The sequence below is a fragment of the Burkholderia sp. GbtcB21 genome, from assembly GCF_019091065.1.
In the GTDB taxonomy this organism is placed as follows: Bacteria; Pseudomonadota; Gammaproteobacteria; order Burkholderiales; family Burkholderiaceae; genus Burkholderia; species Burkholderia pyrrocinia_C.
Genome location: NZ_JAGXKA010000005.1, coordinates 445,474 through 464,175 on the forward strand (window position 1 = coordinate 445,474; position 18,702 = coordinate 464,175).

Genomic DNA, 18,702 nt, shown 5'->3' on the forward strand with positions numbered 1-18,702 from the left:
GATGTCGATTCACATGATCACGATGCCCAAGTGGGGGCTGTCGATGGAGCAGGGGCAGGTCAACGGCTGGCTGAAGGCGCTCGGCGAACGCGTGACGAAGGGCGACGAAGTGCTCGACGTCGAGACCGACAAGATCTCGTCGGGCGTCGAATGCGCGTTCGACGGCACGCTGCGCCGGCAGGTCGCGCAGGAGGGCGAGACGCTGCCGGTCGGCGCGCTGCTCGGCGTCGTCGCGGCGGCCGACGCGAGCGATGCCGACATCGATGCGGCGATCGCCGAGTTCCAGCGCGATTTCGTGCCGAGCGCGGCGTCCGACGAAGCGACGGGCCCGCAGCCCGAGAAGGCGCAGATCGGCGGCCGCACGGTGCGCTTCCTGAAGCTCGGCGACGGCACGGGCACGCCCGCCGTGCTGATCCACGGCTTCGGCGGCGACCTGAACAACTGGCTGTTCAATCACGCGGACCTCGCCGCGCACCGGTCCGTGTGGGCGCTCGACTTGCCCGGTCATGGCGAGTCGGGCAAGGCGGTAGACAAGGGCAGCCTCGACGAGCTGGCCGACGCGGTGCTCGCGCTGCTCGATGCGCAGCACATCGAGCGCGCGCACCTGATCGGCCATTCGATGGGCGGCGCGGTCGCGATGGCCGCGGCCGAACGCGCGCCGCAGCGCGTTGCGTCGCTGACGCTGATCGCGAGCGCGGGGCTCGGCGCCGACATCAACCGTGCCTATATCGACGGCTTCGTCGCCGGTAACAGCCGCAATACGCTGAAGCCGCATCTCGGTGCGCTGTTCGCGGATAACGCGCTCGTGACGCGGCAGCTCGTCGAGGATCTCGTCAAGTACAAGCGGCTCGAAGGCGTGCAGGCGGCGCTGGAAAAGATCGCGAACGCCGCGTTCGACGGCGCGGCGCAGCGGCGCGTGTTCCGCGACCGGCTCGCGTCGCTTGCGCCGCGCACGCTCGTGATCTGGGGCGAGCGCGACCAGGTAATCCCCGCGCAGCACGCGCAGGGCTTGCCGGACGGCGTGCGCGCCGAGGTGATCGCCGGCAGCGGGCACATGGTGCAGATGGAGGCGGCCGCCGACGTGAACCGCCTGATCGTCGCGTTTCTCGGAGACTGACGATGGCCGCCGCGCTCGAACGACCCAGCCTCACGGCGCTCGGCCAGCCGGGCGCGAGAAGCCGCGACAAGCTCGCGCGCATTCCGGTGCGCGTCGAGCCCGCGGCCGGCGCGGCGCTGCCGAAGCCGCCGTGGCTGCGCGCGCGGCCGATGATGAGCGCGGCGGTGGCCGACATGGCGGCCGTGCTGCGCGACCATCGGCTGCATTCCGTCTGCGAGGAGGCGATGTGCCCGAACATCGGCGAATGCTTCGCGCAGCGCACCGCGACCTTCATGATCATGGGCGGGCTGTGCACGCGGCGCTGCCCGTTCTGCGACGTCGCGCACGGCCGTCCCGAGCCGCTCGATCCCGACGAGCCCGCGCGGCTGGCCGATGCGGTCGCGGCGCTCGGGCTGCGCTACGTCGTGATCACGTCGGTCGACCGCGACGACCTGCGCGACGGCGGCGCCGCGCATTTCGCCGCGTGCATCGCGGCGGTGCGCGCGAGCGTGCCGGGTATCGGCGTCGAGGTGCTGACGCCGGACTTCCGCGGCCGCGTCGCGCGCGCGCTCGACGCGCTGTCGTCGGCCTGGCCGGACGTGTTCAACCACAACATCGAGACGGTGCCGTCGCTGTATCGCGCGGCGCGGCCGGGCGCCGACTATCGTGGCTCGCTCGAACTGCTCGCGCAGGCGAAGGCCGCGCGGCCGACGCTCGTGACGAAGTCGGGGCTGATGCTCGGGCTCGGCGAGCGCGACGACGAGGTGCGCGACACGCTGCGCGACCTGCGCGCGCACGAAGTCGACGTGCTGACGCTCGGCCAGTATCTGGCGCCGTCCGAGCACCATCTGCCGGTGCGGCGCTACGTGAGTCCGGACGCATTCGCCGCGTGGCGCGAAGAGGCGCTGGCGCTCGGTTTCAGGGAAGTCGTAGCCGGTCCGCTCGTGCGGTCGTCCTATCACGCGGCCGACGTGCTGGCGGATGCGTAGCGGGCGGATGCGTAGCGGGCGGATGCGTAGCGGGCGGCGCGTCAGGCCGGCTGAGTCGATACGTGCGCGCGGCTTACGTGGCGCAGGTAGAACACGAGCCCGGCGCCCGCGAGCATCAGGCTGACGGTGTTCGCGAACCAGAAGCCGCGCGCGCCCGTCAGCCATGCGGGCGCGATGCCGCCGACGTCGAAGCCGAGCACGTAGCCGCCGCTGAGTCCGACGCCCCACAGCGCGACCGCATAGATCACGGTCGGCACGATCGCGACCTTGTACGCGCGCAGCACGAACGCCGACGTGACCTGCAGCGCATCGAACACGTGGTAGCACGCGACGATCGCGACGAGCGGCAGCGCGGCCGCGGCGACGGCCGGGTTCGGCGTATAGCCGCCGACGATCAGCGGGCGCAGCGTGAATACGAGCACGCCGTATGTCGCGGCAACGCCGCACGCGAACATCACGCTGTGCCGGCCGAGCAGCCGTGCTTCTTCGGGGCGTCCGGCGCCGAGCGCGCGCGCGACCAGCGTCGAGGCTGCCACGCCGATCGACAGCGGTGTCATGTACAGCACCGCGCCGATGTTGCCGGCGATCTGGTGGCCGGCGAGCGTCGTCGTGCCGAATTGCGCGATGAACAGCGCCATGCAGGTGTACGACGTGACCTCGATCAGGTATGACAGGCCCATCGGCACGCCGAGTTTCAGGATTGCCTTCTGGCGCTCCCAGACGGGCCAGCAGAAGCGCGAGAAGATCGCGAGCGGCGCGAACACGTCGAGCTTCGCGAGCAGCGTGTAGCCGATCAGCGCGAGCGCCCAGTTGATCAGCGTGCTGGCCAGCCCGCAGCCGGGGCCGCCGAGCGCCGGCACGCCGAACCCGCCGAAGATGAACCACACGTTGAGCGGAAACTTGAGCAGCAGCGCGCCGATCTGCAGGATCATCGCGAGCCGCGGCTTGCCGGCCGCGTTGGTCAGCGCGTTGTAGATGCGGAAGACGAGGCTGGCGGGCAGCCCGTACGACAGGATGCGCAGGTAGTCGACGGTGCGGTCGTGCAGCGCGGCGGGCGTGTGCGCGATGTGCAGCAGCGGCTCGGGAAAATGCAGCAGCAGGAAGCCGGGTATCGCGAGCAGCAGCGCGAGCCACAGCGCCTGGCGGACTTCCTCGCCGATCTCGGCATAGCGTCGCGCGCCGTACAGTTGCCCGGTGATCGGCTGCAGCGCGGACAGGATGCCCGTCAGCCCGATGTAGATCGACACGTAGATCGACGAGCCGAGCCCGAGCGCGGCGAGATCGGTGGCCGAGTAGCGGCCGACCATTGCGGTGTCGATCACGCCGAATGCGATGATCGCGAGCTGGCCGACCAGCACCGGCCACGCGAGACCGACGATCCGGCGGATGTCGCCGAACATCGTCAATCGGCCGCCTGGCGGCGCGGCGGGCGCCGCTTGACGGGCGTCTTCGGCCGTTCGATGCGCTCGTACAGGCGGAAGCGTTCGTCGCGGTCGGCGACGCGGCGGCCTTCCCACACGAGACGCCACACATATTGCGACATCGCACTCGGCTCGCCGAAGTCGGAACGGTCCTGGCGCAGGATCACGTCGCAGTCGCCGGAGAAATCGAAGTGCATGTTGCCGAAGTACGCGAAGGTCGCGATCTGCGCATCGCCGAGCCGCACCGGCGAGATGCACTCGTAGTCGGACGGCAGGTGCAGCGCGATCTGTTGCGCGACATCGCGATAGGTTCGGCCGTAGTTGACGATCGGCAGCCACAGCGTCATCAGCAGCACCCACATCAGCGTGGTGCCGGCGCCCGACAGCACGACGCTGCGCCACAGCACCTTCGGCTGCCGCGAGACGCGCCAGCGCACGAGCACGCACCAGCACACGGTGACGATCACCGCGCAGATGAACGACAGGATCTTGAAATGCGGTTCGTAGCCCGGCACGAGGCGTGCGAGGTTGCGCGCGAGCGGATGCGGGAAGCCCGTGAGCGACGCGAGCCACACGAGCCATACGAAGGTGCCGAGGATCGTGAAGCTCAGTACCGCGAACCAGTCGAACGCGTTGATCGCGCCACGCTTGAGGGTCGGCAGCGCGAACGTCGCGAGCACCGCGAGCGGCGGCAGCAGCAGCATGTACATGCGGTTCGACTGCTGGCTCTGCAGGATCACGAGCGCGACGAGCGGCACGGCGACCGACAGCGGAATCGCGATGTGCGCCCGGCGGCGCATGCCGGCCCAGCTCCACCACGCCCAGATCGCGAGCGGCCACGCGGGCCACGTGAACAGCGGCAGATTCTTCGCCGCATACGCGAGCACGGCGGTCGGCGGGCCCGAAAAGCGCATCAGGCTGCCGTGGATCCACTGGTTGAAGAACCACGCGGCGTCGTCGGGCGCCGCGACGAACGCGGCAAGCGGCCACAGCGCGAAGATCGCGGCCGCGAGCGGCACGCCGACCAGCGGCAGCCGCAGGTTGCGCATCTCGGGCGTGACGAGCCACAGCGCGGCGGTGCCGGCGAGCAGCGCGACGACCAGCACCGGGTTGCCGGACAGCGCGACGAGGCCGATCGCGAGGCCCCACCACAGCGCGCCCTGCATCGGCTTGTCGATGCCGCGCACGATCCCGTAGACGAGCATCGCGATCCACGCGAACTGGGCGACCTGCGGCGTCGTCTCGTGCCCGCGTTCCGCGAGGCCGAAGCATGCGACGAGGACCAGCAGCGCGCCGTCGGCGAGCGTTCGGCCGTAGTCGCGCGGTTCCGGCTCGCCGCCGAATGCGTACTTGAACGGTTGGACCTCGGCGCGCCGGCCGAGCAGGTAGGCCGCATACCAGACGAATGCGCACGCGACGCAGAACAGCACGCCCGTATCGATGCGCGACGCATTGCTCGCATCGACCCACGGGCCGAGGCCGCGGATCGACAGCGCACCGAGCCAGTAGCCGAGCGGCCCGTCGGTCGTGATGAACTTGCCGACGAGGTTCGGCAGCAGCCAGTCGTGCCAGCCGCCCTTGGCCATCGTCCACATCACGCCGAAGCCCGCCGCGTCCTCGTTCTTCCACGGGTCGCGGCCGAACAGGCCGAACGCGGCATAGACGAAGCAGAGCGTGAGCAGTAGCCAGCGCGGCAGCGCACGCGTGGCGGAGGCGGTGAGACGGACGACAGGCTTCATGCAGATGAGCGTTTTGTTATGGGCAGGCGGCCGGCGCGGGTGCGCGCGGTCGAGCCGGTTTCGAGCATCCGGCATTGTAGACGCGCCGGCTGCTGCGCGTCAGGTCGTTGCCCGGACGCCGGCCGGCGCTTTTCCGGCGAGCAGAGACAAAAAAGGGCAGCCTGGGCTGCCCTTTTTGTGCGATACCGGTGCGTTGCAACCACCGGATGCGGTGCGAAGCTTACTTCGCCTTGCCGCTGGCGCGTACGCCGAACTTGTTCTTGAACTTCTCGACACGGCCTGCCGTGTCCATGATCTTTTGCTGACCCGTGTAGAACGAGTGCGATTCCGACGACACTTCGATCTTGGCGAGCGGGTAGGTCTTGCCGTCGAGTTCGATGTTTTCGCGCGTCTGGATCGTCGAGCGCGTGATGAACTTGAAGCCGTTCGACATGTCTTGGAAGACGACTTCGCGGTAGTTCGGGTGGATGCCTTCTTTCATGGTCTTTCCTTGGTGAGAGCGGTAGCCAACCCGCCGCTTGCCGTGCCGGAGCGCGCACATTGCGCATACCAGACGACGCCAAGCCCGGCGCGAGCCACTTGCCTAAGATCGAAAAGCGGCGATTATGCCAGAAAATCAGATGGTTGACGAATAATTTTCACGGCGCGTCGAGCGCGCCGGTGCCGGCCGGATCCTGCCGGTAATAGCGGGCGAGCAGCCGGTACAACTCCGGAAATTCGGACTCGAACGCTTTCGGCCGCACGAACAGCGCCTCGCTGCACACTGCGAAGAATTCCGACGGGTGGTCGGCCGCATAGGGATCGATCAGCGATTCCCGCTCGAAGCGCGCCCACGCGCGCTCCGGCACCGCGTCGACGCGCGCGCAGAACTGGTCGTACGCATGTTCGAACACGTCGGCCCACGCCTGCGCGTCGAGGTGCGGCGCGTGCCAGCGGCGAAACAGGGGCGGATAGCCGTCGGCCGCGCCGTTGACCATGTCGATCTTGTGCGCGAACTCGTGGATCACGACGTTGTACGCGTCATGGCCGTCCGTCATCTGCGCGTCTTCCCACGACAGGATCACGGGGCCGCCTTCCCATGCCTCGCCGCTCGCATCCTGCTCGACCTCGTGGACGACACCGTCCTCGTCCTGCACGGTCTTGCGGATCACGAATTCGCCCGGATACACGACGACGCCGACCCAGCCGTCGTACAGCGACAGGTCGAGATTCAATACCGGCAGGCAGGCTTGCGCGGCGATCGCGACGATCATCGCGTCGGTCAGTTCGAGCCCGTGCGCGGTCGAAAACGATTTCTTCGCGATGAACAGGCTCGTCAGCTCGCGCAGCCGGCCGAGCGCATCGGGCGACAGCGTCGCGAGGAACGGCAGGCGCTCGACGGTGTCCTGCCACAGCGCGTCGGGGATCGGGTGGCTGCGCAGCGCGCGGTCGCGGCGGCGGTCGTCGAACCAGCGGGTCAGTTTCGATAGCATGGAGGCTGCGGACGGAAATCCAAAGCCTGTCTTTTAACTCAATCGATCTCTTTTTGCCATGCCGCGAAGAGGCCGCCGACGAGCGCGACGCCCGCCAGGAAGTAAAAACCGTCGAGCGACGCGAGGAACGACGCTTGTTGCGCGACCATGCGGGCGATGGCGGCGATCGCGAGACCGTGCGCTTCGTTCAGCGCATGCCCGGCGGCCGCATAGCTGCGCGTCAGGGCGTCGACGGTCTGCTGGAACATCGGGTCGAACACGTTCGCGCGCTCGACGAGCCGCGTCTGGTGCACGGCCACGCGATGCTGCTCGACGATGATCACCGACGACGTCGCGAACGAGATCGTCAGTTGCCGCACGATGTTCTTCAGCCGGTAGCCGTGCGTGTACTCGTCGATCGCGAAGATCCGGAACGTCAGGTTGGCCACCGGCAGCACGATGAAGAGCAGCAGCAGCCCGCGCAGCAGCAGCGGGACGATCAGCGCGGCTTCGCCGACCTGCGGCGTCATCCGTGTCATCCACAGCGCGGCCGTGACGGCGATCGCGAACCCCGGCACGACGAACCACTTCTTGTGCGTGACGAATTTCGCGTAGCGCAGGTACGCGAACAGCGCCGTGGCCGAAATCAGCGACATCGTGCCGACCAGGCGCCCGGCGTTCTCGACCGGATAGCCGAGCCCGCCTTCGAGAAACCGCGATGTCAGGTAACTGAAGCCCGTCGTCTCGTAGTAATAGAACATGTAGAGCAGCAGCCCGACCTGGAACGTCCGCTCGCGGAACGCATGCAGCCGCACGAGCGGCGTCGGGTGATGCCACTGGTGATACGCGAACCATGCGAGTGCGCCGATCCCCGCGATCGTCAGCAGGATCAGCATCGGCGAGCCGCTGTAGAGCTGGTAATGCACCTGCTGCAGCACGATCTGCAGTGCGCCTTGCGCGAGCGCGAACACGACATACGGCCAGAAGTGTCCGGAGCCGCGTTCGTCGTCGGGTGTCCGGCCCGAATCGGGCAGCGTGAGCAGCGCAAGGATCGCGAACGCGATGCCGGCGGGCGCCGTGCACGCGAACAGCGCGCGCCATGTCGAATACGCGACGAGCAGCCCGCCGACGATCGGCGCGAGCGCACTGCCGAGCAGGATCAGGATCAGGAACGCGCGCGTCGCGGGCGGCCGTTCCTGCGGCTTGAAGCTGATCTGGATCAGGATCCGGCACGCGCCCATCATCGGGCCGATGAAATAGCCCTGGAAACCACGCGCGAACGCGAGTTCCAGCGACGTGTCGGCAAGCGCGGCCGCGATCGCACCGAACGAGAACATCAGCATGCAGCCCGCAACGTAGCGGCGATGCCCGAGCCGGTCGACCCACCATTGCTGCTGCAGGATGCCGAGTACGGCCGTGACCGCGTACGCGCTCGACGACCACACGAGTTCGTCGGGCGATGCGTTGATGCCGCCCGCGATGTAGCTCGCGAAGAACGAGAAGACCGCGTTGTCGAAGTAGTCGATGCCGGTGACGAGTGCGAGCGCCCACGGGAGCAGGTCCGCGCGCAGGTTCGCACGGCTCCACAGCGGCGAGCGGCCGGGCACCGCGTTCATTCGCGATCCTTGCGCGTGCGCCGCGCGCCGGCTTCGGCCCGCCGCTGCGCGATCAGCGCATCGGGGTTTTCGCCGGCGAGACGCCGCTCGACGTAGTCGATGTCGTGCTGCAGTTCCTTGCGCAGCGCGACGGCTTCCTTCAGTTCGCGCTGGACGGCCGCGATTCGCCGGTCGAGCGTGTCGATCTGCTCGGCGAGGCCGGTGCGGATGTCGCGCAGCGACGCATCCGAATAGCGGCGCCGGCCGTCGCCCGTTTCTTCCAGCGGGCGCTTCAGCATTTCGGTGATGCCATGCAGCGAGAAGCCGAGCGCACGCAGCCGCAGGATGCGCGCGAAACGTTCGAGATCGGCTTCGTCGTAGAGGCGGTAGCGGCCTTCGCTGCGCGACGGCGTGACGAGCCCGCGCTCTTCGTAATACTTCAGCGTGCGCGGCGTGACGCCGAGCCGCGATGCGGCGTCGCTCACGGTCAGCAGCGGGGTGGAGGCGTTGTTCGGCATCGGGTGGCGGGGAGAGTCGGTCGGGGCGATGCCGCGATTATAGATCAACCTGTACGTTCACGTTCAGGTTGAGACCGAAAAACGGCCGCCGGGCAGGATGCGCGGGCGGCCGTTCGTTGCGGGGCGGGGCGATCAGCCGCCGCGGCGCATCAGATCGAAGAACTCGGAGTTGCTCTTCGTCTGGCGGATCTTGTCGAGCAGGAATTCCATTGCCTCGACTTCGTCCATGTCGTGGATGAACTTGCGCAACACCCAGATCTTTTGAAGGATCTCGGGCTTGATCAGCATTTCCTCGCGACGCGTGCCCGACTTGTTCAGGTTGATCGACGGATACACGCGCTTTTCCGCGAGGCGGCGCTCGAGGTGCACTTCCATGTTGCCGGTGCCCTTGAACTCTTCGTAGATCACGTCGTCCATGCGGCTGCCGGTTTCGATCAGCGCGGTGCCGATGATCGTCAGCGAGCCGCCTTCCTCGATGTTGCGCGCAGCACCGAAGAAGCGTTTCGGACGCTGCAGCGCGTTCGCGTCGACACCGCCCGTCAGCACCTTGCCCGATGCCGGGATCACGGTGTTGTATGCGCGTGCGAGGCGCGTGATCGAGTCGAGCAGGATCACGACGTCGTGCTTCATTTCGACGAGGCGCTTGGCCTTCTCGATCACCATTTCGGCGACCTGGACGTGGCGCGTGGCCGGTTCGTCGAACGTCGATGCGATCACTTCGCCGGCGACCGAGCGCTGCATTTCCGTCACTTCTTCGGGGCGCTCGTCGATCAGCAGCACGAACAGGATCACGTCCGGGTGGTTCTGCTTGATCGCGTGTGCGATGTGCTGGAGCATCACGGTCTTGCCCGACTTCGGCGACGCGACGAGCAGGCCGCGCTGGCCCTTGCCGATCGGCGCGATCATGTCGATGATGCGGCCCGTGACGTTTTCCTCGCCGCGCATTTCGCGCTCGAGCGACAGCGGCTTGTTCGGGTGCAGCGGCGTGAGGTTCTCGAACATGATCTTGTGTTTCGAGGCCTCGGGCGGCTGCCCGTTGACTTTGTCGACCTTCACCAGCGCGAAGTAGCGCTCGCCGTCCTTCGGCGTGCGGACTTCACCTTCGATGGTGTCGCCGGTGTGCAGGTTGAAGCGGCGGATCTGCGACGGGCTGATATAGATGTCGTCGGTGCTCGCGAGGTACGACATTTCCGGCGAGCGCAGGAAGCCGAAGCCGTCCGGCAGCACTTCGAGCGTACCGTCGCCGAAGATCGTCTCTCCCGTCTTGGCGCGCTTTTTAAGAATGGCGAACATCAACTCCTGCTTGCGCAGGCGGTTCGCGTTTTCGATCTCGAGGCCATTGGCCATTTCGATCAGTTCGGACACGTGCAGAGACTTGAGCTCGGATAAATGCATACGGAGAACCCGCCAGGGAGGAGAAGCGACGAAAGAAATAAGGGAGGAGGGCGAGCGGAAGCGCTCAGAGACTTAAATGCGTCTTGTAGACGTTTTTTAATTCTAGCATAGGCCGATTCGCGCTTGAGCGGCCGATCGGCGGCTTGACGACGGACGTGTTGCCGGTTGACAACACGTCCGCGGAACTGCCGGTATTACAGGTGGCTGTCCAGGAATGCGGTGAGCTGCGACTTCGACAGCGCGCCGACCTTCTGCGCGGCGGCCGCGCCGTTCTTGAACAGGATCAGCGTCGGGATGCCGCGCACGCCGAACTTCGCGGGCGTGGCCTGGTTGTCGTCGACGTTGATCTTTGCGATCTGCAGCTTGTCGCCGTAGTCCTTCGCGACTTCGTCGAGGATCGGGGCGATCATTTTGCACGGGCCGCACCATTCGGCCCAGAAATCGACGAGCACGGGCTTGTCGGACTTGACGACGTCCTGTTCGAACGATGCGTCGCTGATGTGTTTGATCTGTTCGCTCATTGGGTCAATACCTCTTACGGTTCGGGGACTGCCTGCTTGCGCGTTGCGGCGTACCGGCCGCCGTAGGCTGCCGGCCGCTGCGGCAGGTCACTCCGCTCCCGGAAAGGAGGGGCGTAAGCGCTGCATGCCGCGGCTCGCGGGTCGTTCGGGCGTCATATTAGCCTAAATTGCTATCTGCTGCGGGCAGCGATAGTAGCCGCTACGCGAGTAGGGGTACGACGCGACGTTCGACCGTTGTGCCCTGCAGGTGGAGGCCGGCTCGCGAATTACAAGGGGGTGGCATATATGTAGCGATTCCGGGCGCCGGACACGCGCCGGCTGGCAGGGTTGTTCGCATTGGTGCGAACAAACGGTCGCATTCATCCGCAAGCGGTGATAGAATATGCCGTGACGGGCCTCCTCGCATGGTGGGGCGGTGAACCTGGTCAGGTCGGGAACGAAGCAGCCACAATCGTTTTCCGCCAGTGCCGAGGGTCGGGCTCGTCACCTTCCTTCTCGCCCCATTCGCAGGGCGTTTTTTATTTCCGCGTCACACTCCGTTTTACCTGCACTTTGCCCGTCTTTCGCACCGTTTCGCGTGTCGGCGCAACGCAGCGTTACTGATACAATTTCCCGATGACCTATCAAGTTCTCGCACGCAAGTGGCGTCCGAAGGATTTCGCTTCGCTCGTCGGCCAGGAGCACGTCGTCAGGGCGCTTACGCACGCGCTCGACGGCGGGCGTCTCCATCACGCCTATCTGTTTACCGGAACCCGCGGTGTCGGCAAGACGACGCTGTCGCGGATCTTCGCGAAGGCACTCAACTGTGAAACCGGCGTCACGTCGCAGCCGTGCGGCGTGTGCCGTGCCTGTCGCGAGATCGACGAGGGGCGTTTCGTCGATTACGTCGAGATGGATGCCGCGAGCAACCGCGGCGTCGACGAGATGGCCGCGCTGCTCGAGCGCGCGGTGTACGCGCCCGTCGATGCGCGCTTCAAGGTCTACATGATCGACGAAGTGCACATGCTGACGAACCACGCGTTCAACGCGATGCTGAAGACGCTCGAAGAGCCGCCGCCGCACGTCAAGTTCATCCTCGCGACGACCGATCCGCAGAAAATTCCCGTCACCGTGCTGTCGCGCTGCCTGCAGTTCAACCTGAAGCAGATGCCGGCCGGGCACATCGTGTCGCATCTCGAACGGATCCTCGGCGAAGAGCAGATCACGTTCGAGCCGCAGGCGCTGCGCCTGCTCGCGCGTGCCGCGCAGGGCAGCATGCGCGACGCGCTGTCGCTCACCGACCAGGCGATCGCCTATTCGGCGAACGAGGTGACCGAGTCGGCCGTGTCGGGCATGCTCGGCGCGCTCGACCAGACTTACATGGTGCGCCTGCTCGACGCGCTCGCGGCCGGCGGCGGCCCGGAAATCCTCGCGATTGCCGACGAGATGTCGCTGCGCAGCCTGTCGTTCTCGACCGCATTGCAGGATCTCGCGAGCCTGCTGCACCGGATTGCGTGGGCGCAGTTCGCGCCGGGCTCGGTGCTCGACGAATGGCCGGAAGCGTCCGACCTGCGCCGCTTCGCGGAGACGCTGAGTCCCGAGCAGGTTCAGCTGTTCTATCAGATCGCGACGGTCGGCCGCGCGGAGCTCGGCCTCGCGCCGGACGAATACGCCGGTTTCACGATGACGCTGCTGCGGATGCTCGCGTTCGAGCCGGCCGTTGCCGCCGGCAGTGCGCCGGGCGGTCAGCCGTCCGTGCCGCGTGCAGTGCCGGGCCCGCGCGCTGCCGCGGCTTCGGCCGCTGCGGCGAAGCCGGTACTGGCTGCCGCCGCCGACGCAGTGCGTCCGCAGGCTGCCGCACCGGCTGCCCCCGTTGCGCCGGTCGTGCGTTCAGCGCCGGCGCAGTCCGGCGCCGAAGCGAGCCGGCCGGCCGTGAAGCCGGCTGCGGCTCAGGCATCCACGCCGGCTCCGGTTGATGCACAAGTTGTCGAGGCGCCGCAGTCGGAAGCGAATGCGGCGCCGGCCGGCGATATGCCGCCGCCGGCCAGCAAGGAACCCGAGCCACCTGCCGCCGCTGCCGTTGCGCAACGAAACGACGAACCGGCTGCGCCGGCCGAACCGGTGCCGCGCGCTGCGCCGCCCGAGCCCGCCGCGCGTCCGGCATCGCGCGCAGGCGGTGCCGCCGCCGCGCTCGACGTGCTGCGCAACGCAGGGATGCGCGTGTCGTCCGACCGTGCGCGGGTAGGCACTGCCCCGAAGCCGGCGGTCCAGCCGGCCGCCGAGAAGCCGGCCGCGCCGCGTCCAGCCGTGCAGGTGCCGACGCCGCGCGCTGCCGCCCGTGCGCCGCAGGCGGCCGATTCGCGCCAGGCTTCGCCGCCGTGGGAGGACATCCCGCCGGACGACTACGTGCCGCTCAGCGCCGACGAGATGTTCGGCGGGCCCGACGATGGCTTCGTTCCCGTGTTCGACAGCGGTCCCGACGATGTGCGCGTGGCGCGGCAGCTGGCGGAAGCGCGTCCGGCCGCACCGGTCGACACGCGGCCGTTGCCGCCCGCGATCGCGCTCGATCCGGTCGGTTTCGACGGCGAATGGCCGGCGCTGGCCGCGCGGCTGCCGCTCAAGGGCGTCGCATACCAGCTCGCGTTCAACAGCGAACTGACGGCCGTCGATGCGACGACATTGAAACTTTCCGTGCCGGTGCCGCAGTATGCGGACGCCGCGCAGGTCGCGAAGCTGAAGGCCGCGCTGGCCGATGCGCTCGGCAAGCCGGTCGAAGTGGCGGTCGAGGTCGGGCCTGCACGACGCACGGCGGCGGCGCTCGATGCGGCCGCGCGCGCGGCGCGCCAGCGCGAGGCCGAGCAGGAGATTCACGGCGACCCGTTCGTCCAGCAGCTCGTGCGCGACTTCGGTGCGCGCATCGTCGAGGGCTCGGTGCGTCCGCTCGCCGATTCGGCGCCGGACGGCCCGCCGCCGACGCTGCATTGAACTGACCGCACCGCGACAGGCACAATCACGCCCGCACACACTGGCCGGCACGCTCGGCGTGCCGGTTTTCACACGATCAAGAAAGAAGGAGTATTCCCATGTTGAAAGGCAACCTCGCCGGACTGATGAAGCAAGCGCAGCAAATGCAGGAAAACATGAAGAAGATGCAGGAGCAGCTTGCGCTGATCGAAGTCGAAGGGCAGTCGGGGGCGGGCCTCGTCAAGGTGACGATGACATGCCGCAACGAAGTGCGTCGCGTGTCGATCGACCCGAGCCTGCTCGCGGACGACAAGGACATGCTCGAGGATCTCGTCGCGGCTGCGTTCAACGACGCCGTGCGCAAGGCCGAAGCGACGTCGCAGGAAAAGATGAGCGGCATGACGTCGGGCCTGCCGCTGCCCCCGGGTTTCAAGCTGCCGTTCTGAGCGCGGCGTCCTTGCCACTGTTTGCCGCCGTATGAAACAGCCGTCCGCCCTGTCCGCTCTCGTCGAAGCACTGCGCGTGCTGCCCGGCGTCGGGCCGAAATCCGCGCAGCGCATGGCGGTCCACCTGATGCAGCACGACCGCGAGGGCGCGGAGCGGCTCGGCCGGTCGCTGCTGTTCGCGACCGAGCACCTGCAGCACTGCGAGAAGTGCAACACGTTCACCGAAGAGCAGATCTGCGAGGTCTGCAGCGACGAAGAGCGTGATCCGACGCTGCTGTGCGTCGTCGAGACGCCTGCCGACCAGATCATGCTCGAGCAGACGATGACTTACCGCGGGCTGTATTTCGTGCTGATGGGACGACTGAGCCCGCTCGACGGGATCGGTCCGAAGGAAATCCATTTCGACCGCCTCGTGCGGCGCGCATCCGACGGAATCGTGAAGGAAGTCGTGCTCGCGACCAACTTCACGAACGAGGGCGAAGCCACCGCGCACTACCTCGGCCAGACGCTGAAGGCGCGCGGCCTCGCGGTCACGCGCCTCGCGCGCGGCGTGCCGGTGGGTGGCGAGCTCGAATACGTCGACGCGGGCACCATCGCCCGCGCGATGCTCGACCGCCGCACGATGTAAGCCGGGCGCCGCCTGCCGGCGGCGCCGTTCCTCATGCCAGGGAGACACATGAGCACCAGCCAGGGCCCGCTCGCGGGCGTCAAAGTGCTCGAATTCGGAACGCTGATCGCGGGGCCGTTCGCGTCGCGGCTGTTCGCCGAATTCGGCGCGGAAGTGATCAAGATCGAGGATCCGAACGGTGGCGACCCGCTGCGCAAGTGGCGCAAGCTCCATCCGGAGCAGGGCGGCACGTCGCTGTGGTGGTCCGTCCAGGCGCGCAACAAGAAATCGGTCACGCTCAACCTGAAATCCGATGCCGGCAAGGCCATCGCGCGGCAGCTCGCGGGCGAGGCCGACATCGTGATCGAGAACTTCCGTCCGGGCCTGCTCGAAAAGCTCGGGCTCGGTTACGACGTGCTGTCGGCCGACAACCCGGGCCTCGTGATGGTGCGCCTGTCCGGCTACGGGCAGACGGGCCCGTACCGCGACCGGCCCGGCTTCGGCGCGATCGCCGAATCGATGGGCGGGCTGCGCCACATTACCGGTTATCCCGACCTGCCGCCGCCGCGCATCGGCATCTCGATCGGCGATTCGATCGCCGCGCTGCACGGCGTGATCGGCGCGCTGATGGCGCTCCATCACCGCAAGGTCAACGGCGGCGCGGGGCAGGTGGTCGACGTTGCACTGTATGAAGCCGTATTCAACATGATGGAAAGCGTGGTGCCCGAATACGGCGTGTACGGGATGGTGCGCGAGCGCACCGGCGCGTCGCTGCCGGGCATCGTTCCGTCTAATACCTATGCGTGCCGCGACGGCAGCATCGTGATCGGCGGCAACAGCGACCCGATCTTCAAGCGGCTGATGAAGGCGATCGAGCGCGACGACCTCGCCGACGATCCCGCGCTCGCGCGCAACGACGGGCGCGTGCCGCGTACGCAGGAAATCGACGACGCGATTGCCGAGTGGCTCGCGCCGCGCACGATCGACGATGCGCTTGTCGTGCTCAATGCGGCCGACGTGCCGGCCGGGCGCATCTACAGCGCAGCGGACATGTTCACCGATCCGCAGTTCGTCGCGCGGCAGATGATCCAGCGCTTCAAGCTCGCCGACGGCACCGACATTCCGCTGCCGAACATCACGCCGAAGCTGTCGGACACACCGGGCGAAACGCGCTGGCTCGGGCCCGAGCTCGGCGAGCATACGGACGAGGTGCTGCGCGGCCTCGGCTACGACGCGCAGGCGATTGCCGCACTGCGCGACGCGGGCGCGATCTGAACGCAGAACGCCGCCGCTCGATGCGGCGGCGCACCGTGCGCAATCGCCCGTCCGCGGCCGCCGGACTGTCGCTCTCGCGCCATCTTTCCTCGGTTACAATCGCCGGATGCGAATCCTACTCAGCAACGACGACGGCTATCTCGCCCCCGGTCTCGCCGCGCTCGGCGAAGCGCTGCAGCCGCTGGCCGAACTCACGGTGATCGCGCCCGAGCAGAACTGCAGCGGCGCATCGAATTCCCTCACGTTGTGGCGGCCGCTGTCGGTGCAGCGCGCGACGGGTACGGGTTTCTTCTACGTGAACGGCACGCCGACCGATTCGGTGCACGTCGCGTTGACGGGGATGGCCGACGCGAAGCCTGACCTCGTCGTGTCGGGGATCAACAACGGCCAGAACATGGGCGAAGACACGCTCTATTCGGGGACAGTTGCAGCGGCCACCGAAGGCATCATGTTCGGCGTTCCCGCCATCGCATTCTCGCTGGCCGACAAGGGCTGGACCCATCTGGCGGACGCCGCGCGCGTCGCCGCGGAAATCGTCGAGCACTTCCTCGCGAATCCGCTGCCGGGTCAGCCGCTGCTGAACGTCAATATTCCGAACCTGCCTTACGACGAACTGAAGGGCTGGAAGGTCACGCGCCTCGGCAAGCGTCATCCGTCGCAGCCGGTGATTCGCCAGACCGACCCGCGCGGCGAGCCGGTCTACTGGATCGGGGCGGCGGGCGCGGCGCTGGACGCGAGCGAGGGCACCGATTTCCACGCCGTCGCAAACGGTTTCGTGTCGATCACGCCGCTGCAGCTCGACCTCACGCATACGCAGATGCTGCCCGCGACGCGCGAATGGGCGCGCGCCGGAGGGCGGGCTTCATGAGCGGCGAGCGCGCGAAGCGGTTCCCGCTCGCGCTCGAAGATCTCAAGCGAGCGCCACGCAAATCGGAAGGTCGGGCCGGCGAACGCCATGCGGCGGTCGCGGTGCCGAAGGCCGCCGACAAGCCCGCAGCCGTGCTGAAACCGGTTGCGGTAAAGCCGGCTGCCGGGCGGGCGCCGCTGTCCGGTTCCGCCGCCGCGAAGCCTGCGACCGCGCCGAAGCCGACCGCGTCGAAGCCTGCGCTGCCGAAGCCGGCCGCGCCGAGCGTCGCGCCGGCCGGCGCGTTCGCGCTCACGTCGGAACGCGTGCGCGAGCGGATGGTCGAACGGCTGCGCGCGAACGGCGTGACCGACGCGCGCGTGCTGGATGCGATGGCCGCGGTGCCGCGCCACATGTTCGTGGATCCTGGGCTTGCGACGCAGGCCTATGAAGATTCGGCGTTGCCGATCGGCCATCAGCAAACAATTTCAAAGCCGTCGGTCGTCGCGCGCATGATCGAGCTCGCGATGGCCGGCCGCACGCTCGAGCGCGTCCTCGAGATCGGCACGGGCTGCGGCTACCAGGCCGCCGTGCTGAGCCACGTGGCACGCGACGTGTATTCGATTGAACGCATCAAGCCGCTCTACGAGCGCGCGAAGCTGAACCTGCGCCCGCTGCGCGTGCCGAACATCCGTCTGCACTACGGCGACGGGCGTGTCGGCCTGCCGTCCGCGGCCCCGTTCGACGCGATCGTGATCGCGGCGGCGGGGCTCGACGTGCCGCAGGCGCTGCTCGAGCAGCTTGCGATCGGCGGGCGGCTCGTCGCGCCGGTCGGCGCGCAGAGCGGGCAGCACCAGGTGCTCACGCTCGTCGAGCGCGTCGCGCACGCGCAATGGCGAGAGTCCCGGCTTGATCGCGTTTTCTTTGTCCCTTTAAAATCCGGAGTGATTTGAAACCGATGAGTATGTTGCGCGCGATGCAAAACAACCGATCCAGGGAACCGCTCACGTTCGCCCAGCGCGCGATCTGTGTGGCTGCGTTCTCCACGCTACTGGCCGCCTGTGCGACGCGGCTCGACAACGCGCCCGTCGTCGACCGCTCCGGGTCGCTCGGCACGACGGCCGCCGCGCAGCCCGCGGTGCCGCTCGGGCCGCCGCCGCCGGGTTACTACCGGGTGAAGCCGGGCGACACGCTGTACCGGATCGCGCTCGAGAACGGGCAGAACTATCGCGACATCGCGTCGTGGAACAACCTGACGAACCCGAACCAGATCGAAGTCGACCAGTTGCTGCGCGTTGCGCCGCCGGGCGGCGCTGCGGTTGCGGGCGTACCGGCTGCGGGCGTACCGGCCGCCGCTCCGATCGCGGGCGCCGCCGTCGCGACTGCGCCGCTCAGCAGCGGTCCCGCGACGCCGGCCGCCGGCACGTCGTCCACGCTCGCAACGCCGCCGGCTGCGGCCACCGGGTCGAGCGATACGGCGGCGGCCCCGAGCGGCCCCGTGACGTTCGCGTGGCCCGCGCGCGGCCCGGTGCTGAACGGGTTCGATGACGCGAAGAACAAGGGTGTCAACATCGGCGGCACGGCCGGCGAGGCCGTGAAGGCGGCGGCCGACGGCCGCGTCGTCTACTCGGGCAACGGCCTGCGTGGCTACGGCAACCTCATTATCATCAAACACGATGCAACTTACCTCACGGCGTATGCACACAATCGCGCTTTGATGGTAAAAGAGGGGGACGCGGTAACGAAGGGGCAGAAGATCGCCGAGATGGGTAATAGCGATGCCGACCGCGTGATGCTGCATTTCGAGGTTCGCCGGCAGGGTAAGCCTGTCGATCCGCTGAAGTATTTGCCGCCTCAATAAC

At 67.7% G+C, this 18,702-nt stretch carries 17 protein-coding genes and 1 other RNA gene; 10 read left to right on the top strand and 8 right to left on the bottom strand.

Annotated elements, in window-relative coordinates; translation table 11 throughout:
* Position 1 precedes the first annotated feature (1 nt).
* Entirely contained in the window at positions 2 to 1,117 is a 1,116-nt protein-coding gene (locus KVT39_RS15345) for an acetoin dehydrogenase dihydrolipoyllysine-residue acetyltransferase subunit (RefSeq protein WP_217589493.1), read from the top strand.
* A gap of 2 nt (positions 1,118 to 1,119) precedes the next feature.
* Positions 1,120 to 2,085 (top strand): lipoyl synthase, encoded by a 966-nt coding sequence (lipA, locus tag KVT39_RS15350; RefSeq protein ID WP_034181265.1) that lies wholly within the window; start codon positions 1,120 to 1,122, stop codon positions 2,083 to 2,085.
* 41 nt (positions 2,086 to 2,126) lie between these two features.
* On the opposite strand, the gene KVT39_RS15355 is transcribed toward lipA, so the two are convergent.
* The 8 genes from KVT39_RS15355 to trxA form a co-directional block, all read right to left on the bottom strand.
* On the bottom strand, positions 2,127 to 3,485 hold the full coding sequence (locus tag KVT39_RS15355) for an MATE family efflux transporter (RefSeq protein ID WP_105392280.1): 1,359 nt from the start codon (positions 3,483 to 3,485) through the stop codon (positions 2,127 to 2,129).
* A 2-nt stretch (positions 3,486 to 3,487) separates the two neighbouring features.
* Positions 3,488 to 5,320 (bottom strand): glycosyltransferase family 39 protein, encoded by a 1,833-nt coding sequence (locus tag KVT39_RS15360; RefSeq protein WP_105392279.1) that lies wholly within the window; start codon positions 5,318 to 5,320, stop codon positions 3,488 to 3,490.
* Positions 5,321 to 5,465: 145 nt separating this feature from the next.
* Complete coding sequence (locus tag KVT39_RS15365; RefSeq protein ID WP_006753671.1) at positions 5,466 to 5,726, bottom strand: type B 50S ribosomal protein L31; 261 nt, start codon at positions 5,724 to 5,726, stop codon at positions 5,466 to 5,468.
* Between the two features lie 157 nt (positions 5,727 to 5,883).
* Entirely contained in the window at positions 5,884 to 6,717 is an 834-nt protein-coding gene (locus KVT39_RS15370; RefSeq protein ID WP_131947881.1) for a zinc-dependent peptidase, read from the bottom strand.
* 38 nt (positions 6,718 to 6,755) lie between these two features.
* Positions 6,756 to 8,312 carry an MFS transporter gene (locus KVT39_RS15375; protein ID WP_217589494.1) on the bottom strand — a complete coding sequence of 519 codons (1,557 nt, stop codon included), beginning with the start codon at positions 8,310 to 8,312 and terminating at the stop codon, positions 6,756 to 6,758.
* On the bottom strand, positions 8,309 to 8,809 hold the full coding sequence (locus tag KVT39_RS15380; RefSeq protein WP_131947883.1) for a MerR family transcriptional regulator: 501 nt from the start codon (positions 8,807 to 8,809) through the stop codon (positions 8,309 to 8,311). Before KVT39_RS15380 ends, KVT39_RS15375 begins: the two co-directional genes overlap by 4 nt.
* Positions 8,810 to 8,941: 132 nt before the next feature.
* A complete protein-coding gene (rho, locus tag KVT39_RS15385; RefSeq protein ID WP_006478662.1) occupies positions 8,942 to 10,204 on the bottom strand; it encodes a transcription termination factor Rho in 1,263 nt (420 codons plus the stop codon).
* A 194-nt stretch (positions 10,205 to 10,398) separates the two neighbouring features.
* Positions 10,399 to 10,725 (bottom strand): thioredoxin TrxA, encoded by a 327-nt coding sequence (trxA, locus tag KVT39_RS15390; protein WP_006402348.1) that lies wholly within the window; start codon positions 10,723 to 10,725, stop codon positions 10,399 to 10,401.
* 389 nt (positions 10,726 to 11,114) lie between these two features.
* Between trxA and ffs the strand changes: the two genes are divergently transcribed.
* The 8 genes from ffs (at position 11,115) to KVT39_RS15430 (ending at position 18,701) form a co-directional block, all read left to right on the top strand.
* Positions 11,115 to 11,213, top strand: an RNA gene (ffs, locus tag KVT39_RS15395) — signal recognition particle sRNA small type.
* A gap of 127 nt (positions 11,214 to 11,340) precedes the next feature.
* Entirely contained in the window at positions 11,341 to 13,689 is a 2,349-nt protein-coding gene (locus tag KVT39_RS15400; protein WP_217589495.1) for a DNA polymerase III subunit gamma/tau, read from the top strand.
* A gap of 98 nt (positions 13,690 to 13,787) precedes the next feature.
* A complete protein-coding gene (locus tag KVT39_RS15405) occupies positions 13,788 to 14,114 on the top strand; it encodes a YbaB/EbfC family nucleoid-associated protein (RefSeq protein ID WP_006482124.1) in 327 nt (108 codons plus the stop codon).
* Positions 14,115 to 14,145: 31 nt separating this feature from the next.
* Positions 14,146 to 14,742, top strand: coding sequence for a recombination mediator RecR (recR, locus tag KVT39_RS15410; RefSeq protein ID WP_175750315.1), 597 nt, complete (start codon positions 14,146 to 14,148; stop codon positions 14,740 to 14,742).
* A 48-nt stretch (positions 14,743 to 14,790) separates the two neighbouring features.
* The gene (locus KVT39_RS15415; protein ID WP_105392274.1) at positions 14,791 to 15,996 is read left to right on the top strand and encodes a CaiB/BaiF CoA-transferase family protein; all 1,206 of its coding nucleotides are present in this window, start codon (positions 14,791 to 14,793) and stop codon (positions 15,994 to 15,996) included.
* A 106-nt stretch (positions 15,997 to 16,102) separates the two neighbouring features.
* Entirely contained in the window at positions 16,103 to 16,864 is a 762-nt protein-coding gene (gene surE, locus KVT39_RS15420; RefSeq protein WP_034181274.1) for a 5'/3'-nucleotidase SurE, read from the top strand.
* On the top strand, positions 16,861 to 17,793 hold the full coding sequence (locus KVT39_RS15425; protein ID WP_034181397.1) for a protein-L-isoaspartate(D-aspartate) O-methyltransferase: 933 nt from the start codon (positions 16,861 to 16,863) through the stop codon (positions 17,791 to 17,793). Before surE ends, KVT39_RS15425 begins: the two co-directional genes overlap by 4 nt.
* Before the next feature lie 5 nt (positions 17,794 to 17,798).
* A complete protein-coding gene (locus tag KVT39_RS15430; protein WP_034181275.1) occupies positions 17,799 to 18,701 on the top strand; it encodes a peptidoglycan DD-metalloendopeptidase family protein in 903 nt (300 codons plus the stop codon).
* The last annotated feature ends 1 nt before the right edge of the window (position 18,702 follow it).

Bases quoted from the DNA above. Each gene is read 5' to 3' on its own strand.
- KVT39_RS15345 (WP_217589493.1), top strand. From the start codon at position 2: ATGTCGATTCACATGATCACGATGCCCAAGTGGGGGCTGTCGATGGAG.
- lipA (WP_034181265.1), top strand. From the start codon at position 1,120: ATGGCCGCCGCGCTCGAACGACCCAGCCTCACGGCGCTCGGCCAGCCG.
- KVT39_RS15355 (WP_105392280.1), bottom strand. From the start codon at position 3,485: ATGTTCGGCGACATCCGCCGGATCGTCGGTCTCGCGTGGCCGGTGCTG.
- KVT39_RS15360 (WP_105392279.1), bottom strand. From the start codon at position 5,320: ATGCCGGATGCTCGAAACCGGCTCGACCGCGCGCACCCGCGCCGGCCG.
- KVT39_RS15365 (WP_006753671.1), bottom strand. From the start codon at position 5,726: ATGAAAGAAGGCATCCACCCGAACTACCGCGAAGTCGTCTTCCAAGAC.
- KVT39_RS15370 (WP_131947881.1), bottom strand. From the start codon at position 6,717: ATGCTATCGAAACTGACCCGCTGGTTCGACGACCGCCGCCGCGACCGC.
- KVT39_RS15375 (WP_217589494.1), bottom strand. From the start codon at position 8,312: ATGAACGCGGTGCCCGGCCGCTCGCCGCTGTGGAGCCGTGCGAACCTG.
- KVT39_RS15380 (WP_131947883.1), bottom strand. From the start codon at position 8,809: ATGCCGAACAACGCCTCCACCCCGCTGCTGACCGTGAGCGACGCCGCA.
- rho (WP_006478662.1), bottom strand. From the start codon at position 10,204: ATGCATTTATCCGAGCTCAAGTCTCTGCACGTGTCCGAACTGATCGAA.
- trxA (WP_006402348.1), bottom strand. From the start codon at position 10,725: ATGAGCGAACAGATCAAACACATCAGCGACGCATCGTTCGAACAGGAC.
- KVT39_RS15400 (WP_217589495.1), top strand. From the start codon at position 11,341: ATGACCTATCAAGTTCTCGCACGCAAGTGGCGTCCGAAGGATTTCGCT.
- KVT39_RS15405 (WP_006482124.1), top strand. From the start codon at position 13,788: ATGTTGAAAGGCAACCTCGCCGGACTGATGAAGCAAGCGCAGCAAATG.
- recR (WP_175750315.1), top strand. From the start codon at position 14,146: ATGAAACAGCCGTCCGCCCTGTCCGCTCTCGTCGAAGCACTGCGCGTG.
- KVT39_RS15415 (WP_105392274.1), top strand. From the start codon at position 14,791: ATGAGCACCAGCCAGGGCCCGCTCGCGGGCGTCAAAGTGCTCGAATTC.
- surE (WP_034181274.1), top strand. From the start codon at position 16,103: ATGCGAATCCTACTCAGCAACGACGACGGCTATCTCGCCCCCGGTCTC.
- KVT39_RS15425 (WP_034181397.1), top strand. From the start codon at position 16,861: ATGAGCGGCGAGCGCGCGAAGCGGTTCCCGCTCGCGCTCGAAGATCTC.
- KVT39_RS15430 (WP_034181275.1), top strand. From the start codon at position 17,799: ATGAGTATGTTGCGCGCGATGCAAAACAACCGATCCAGGGAACCGCTC.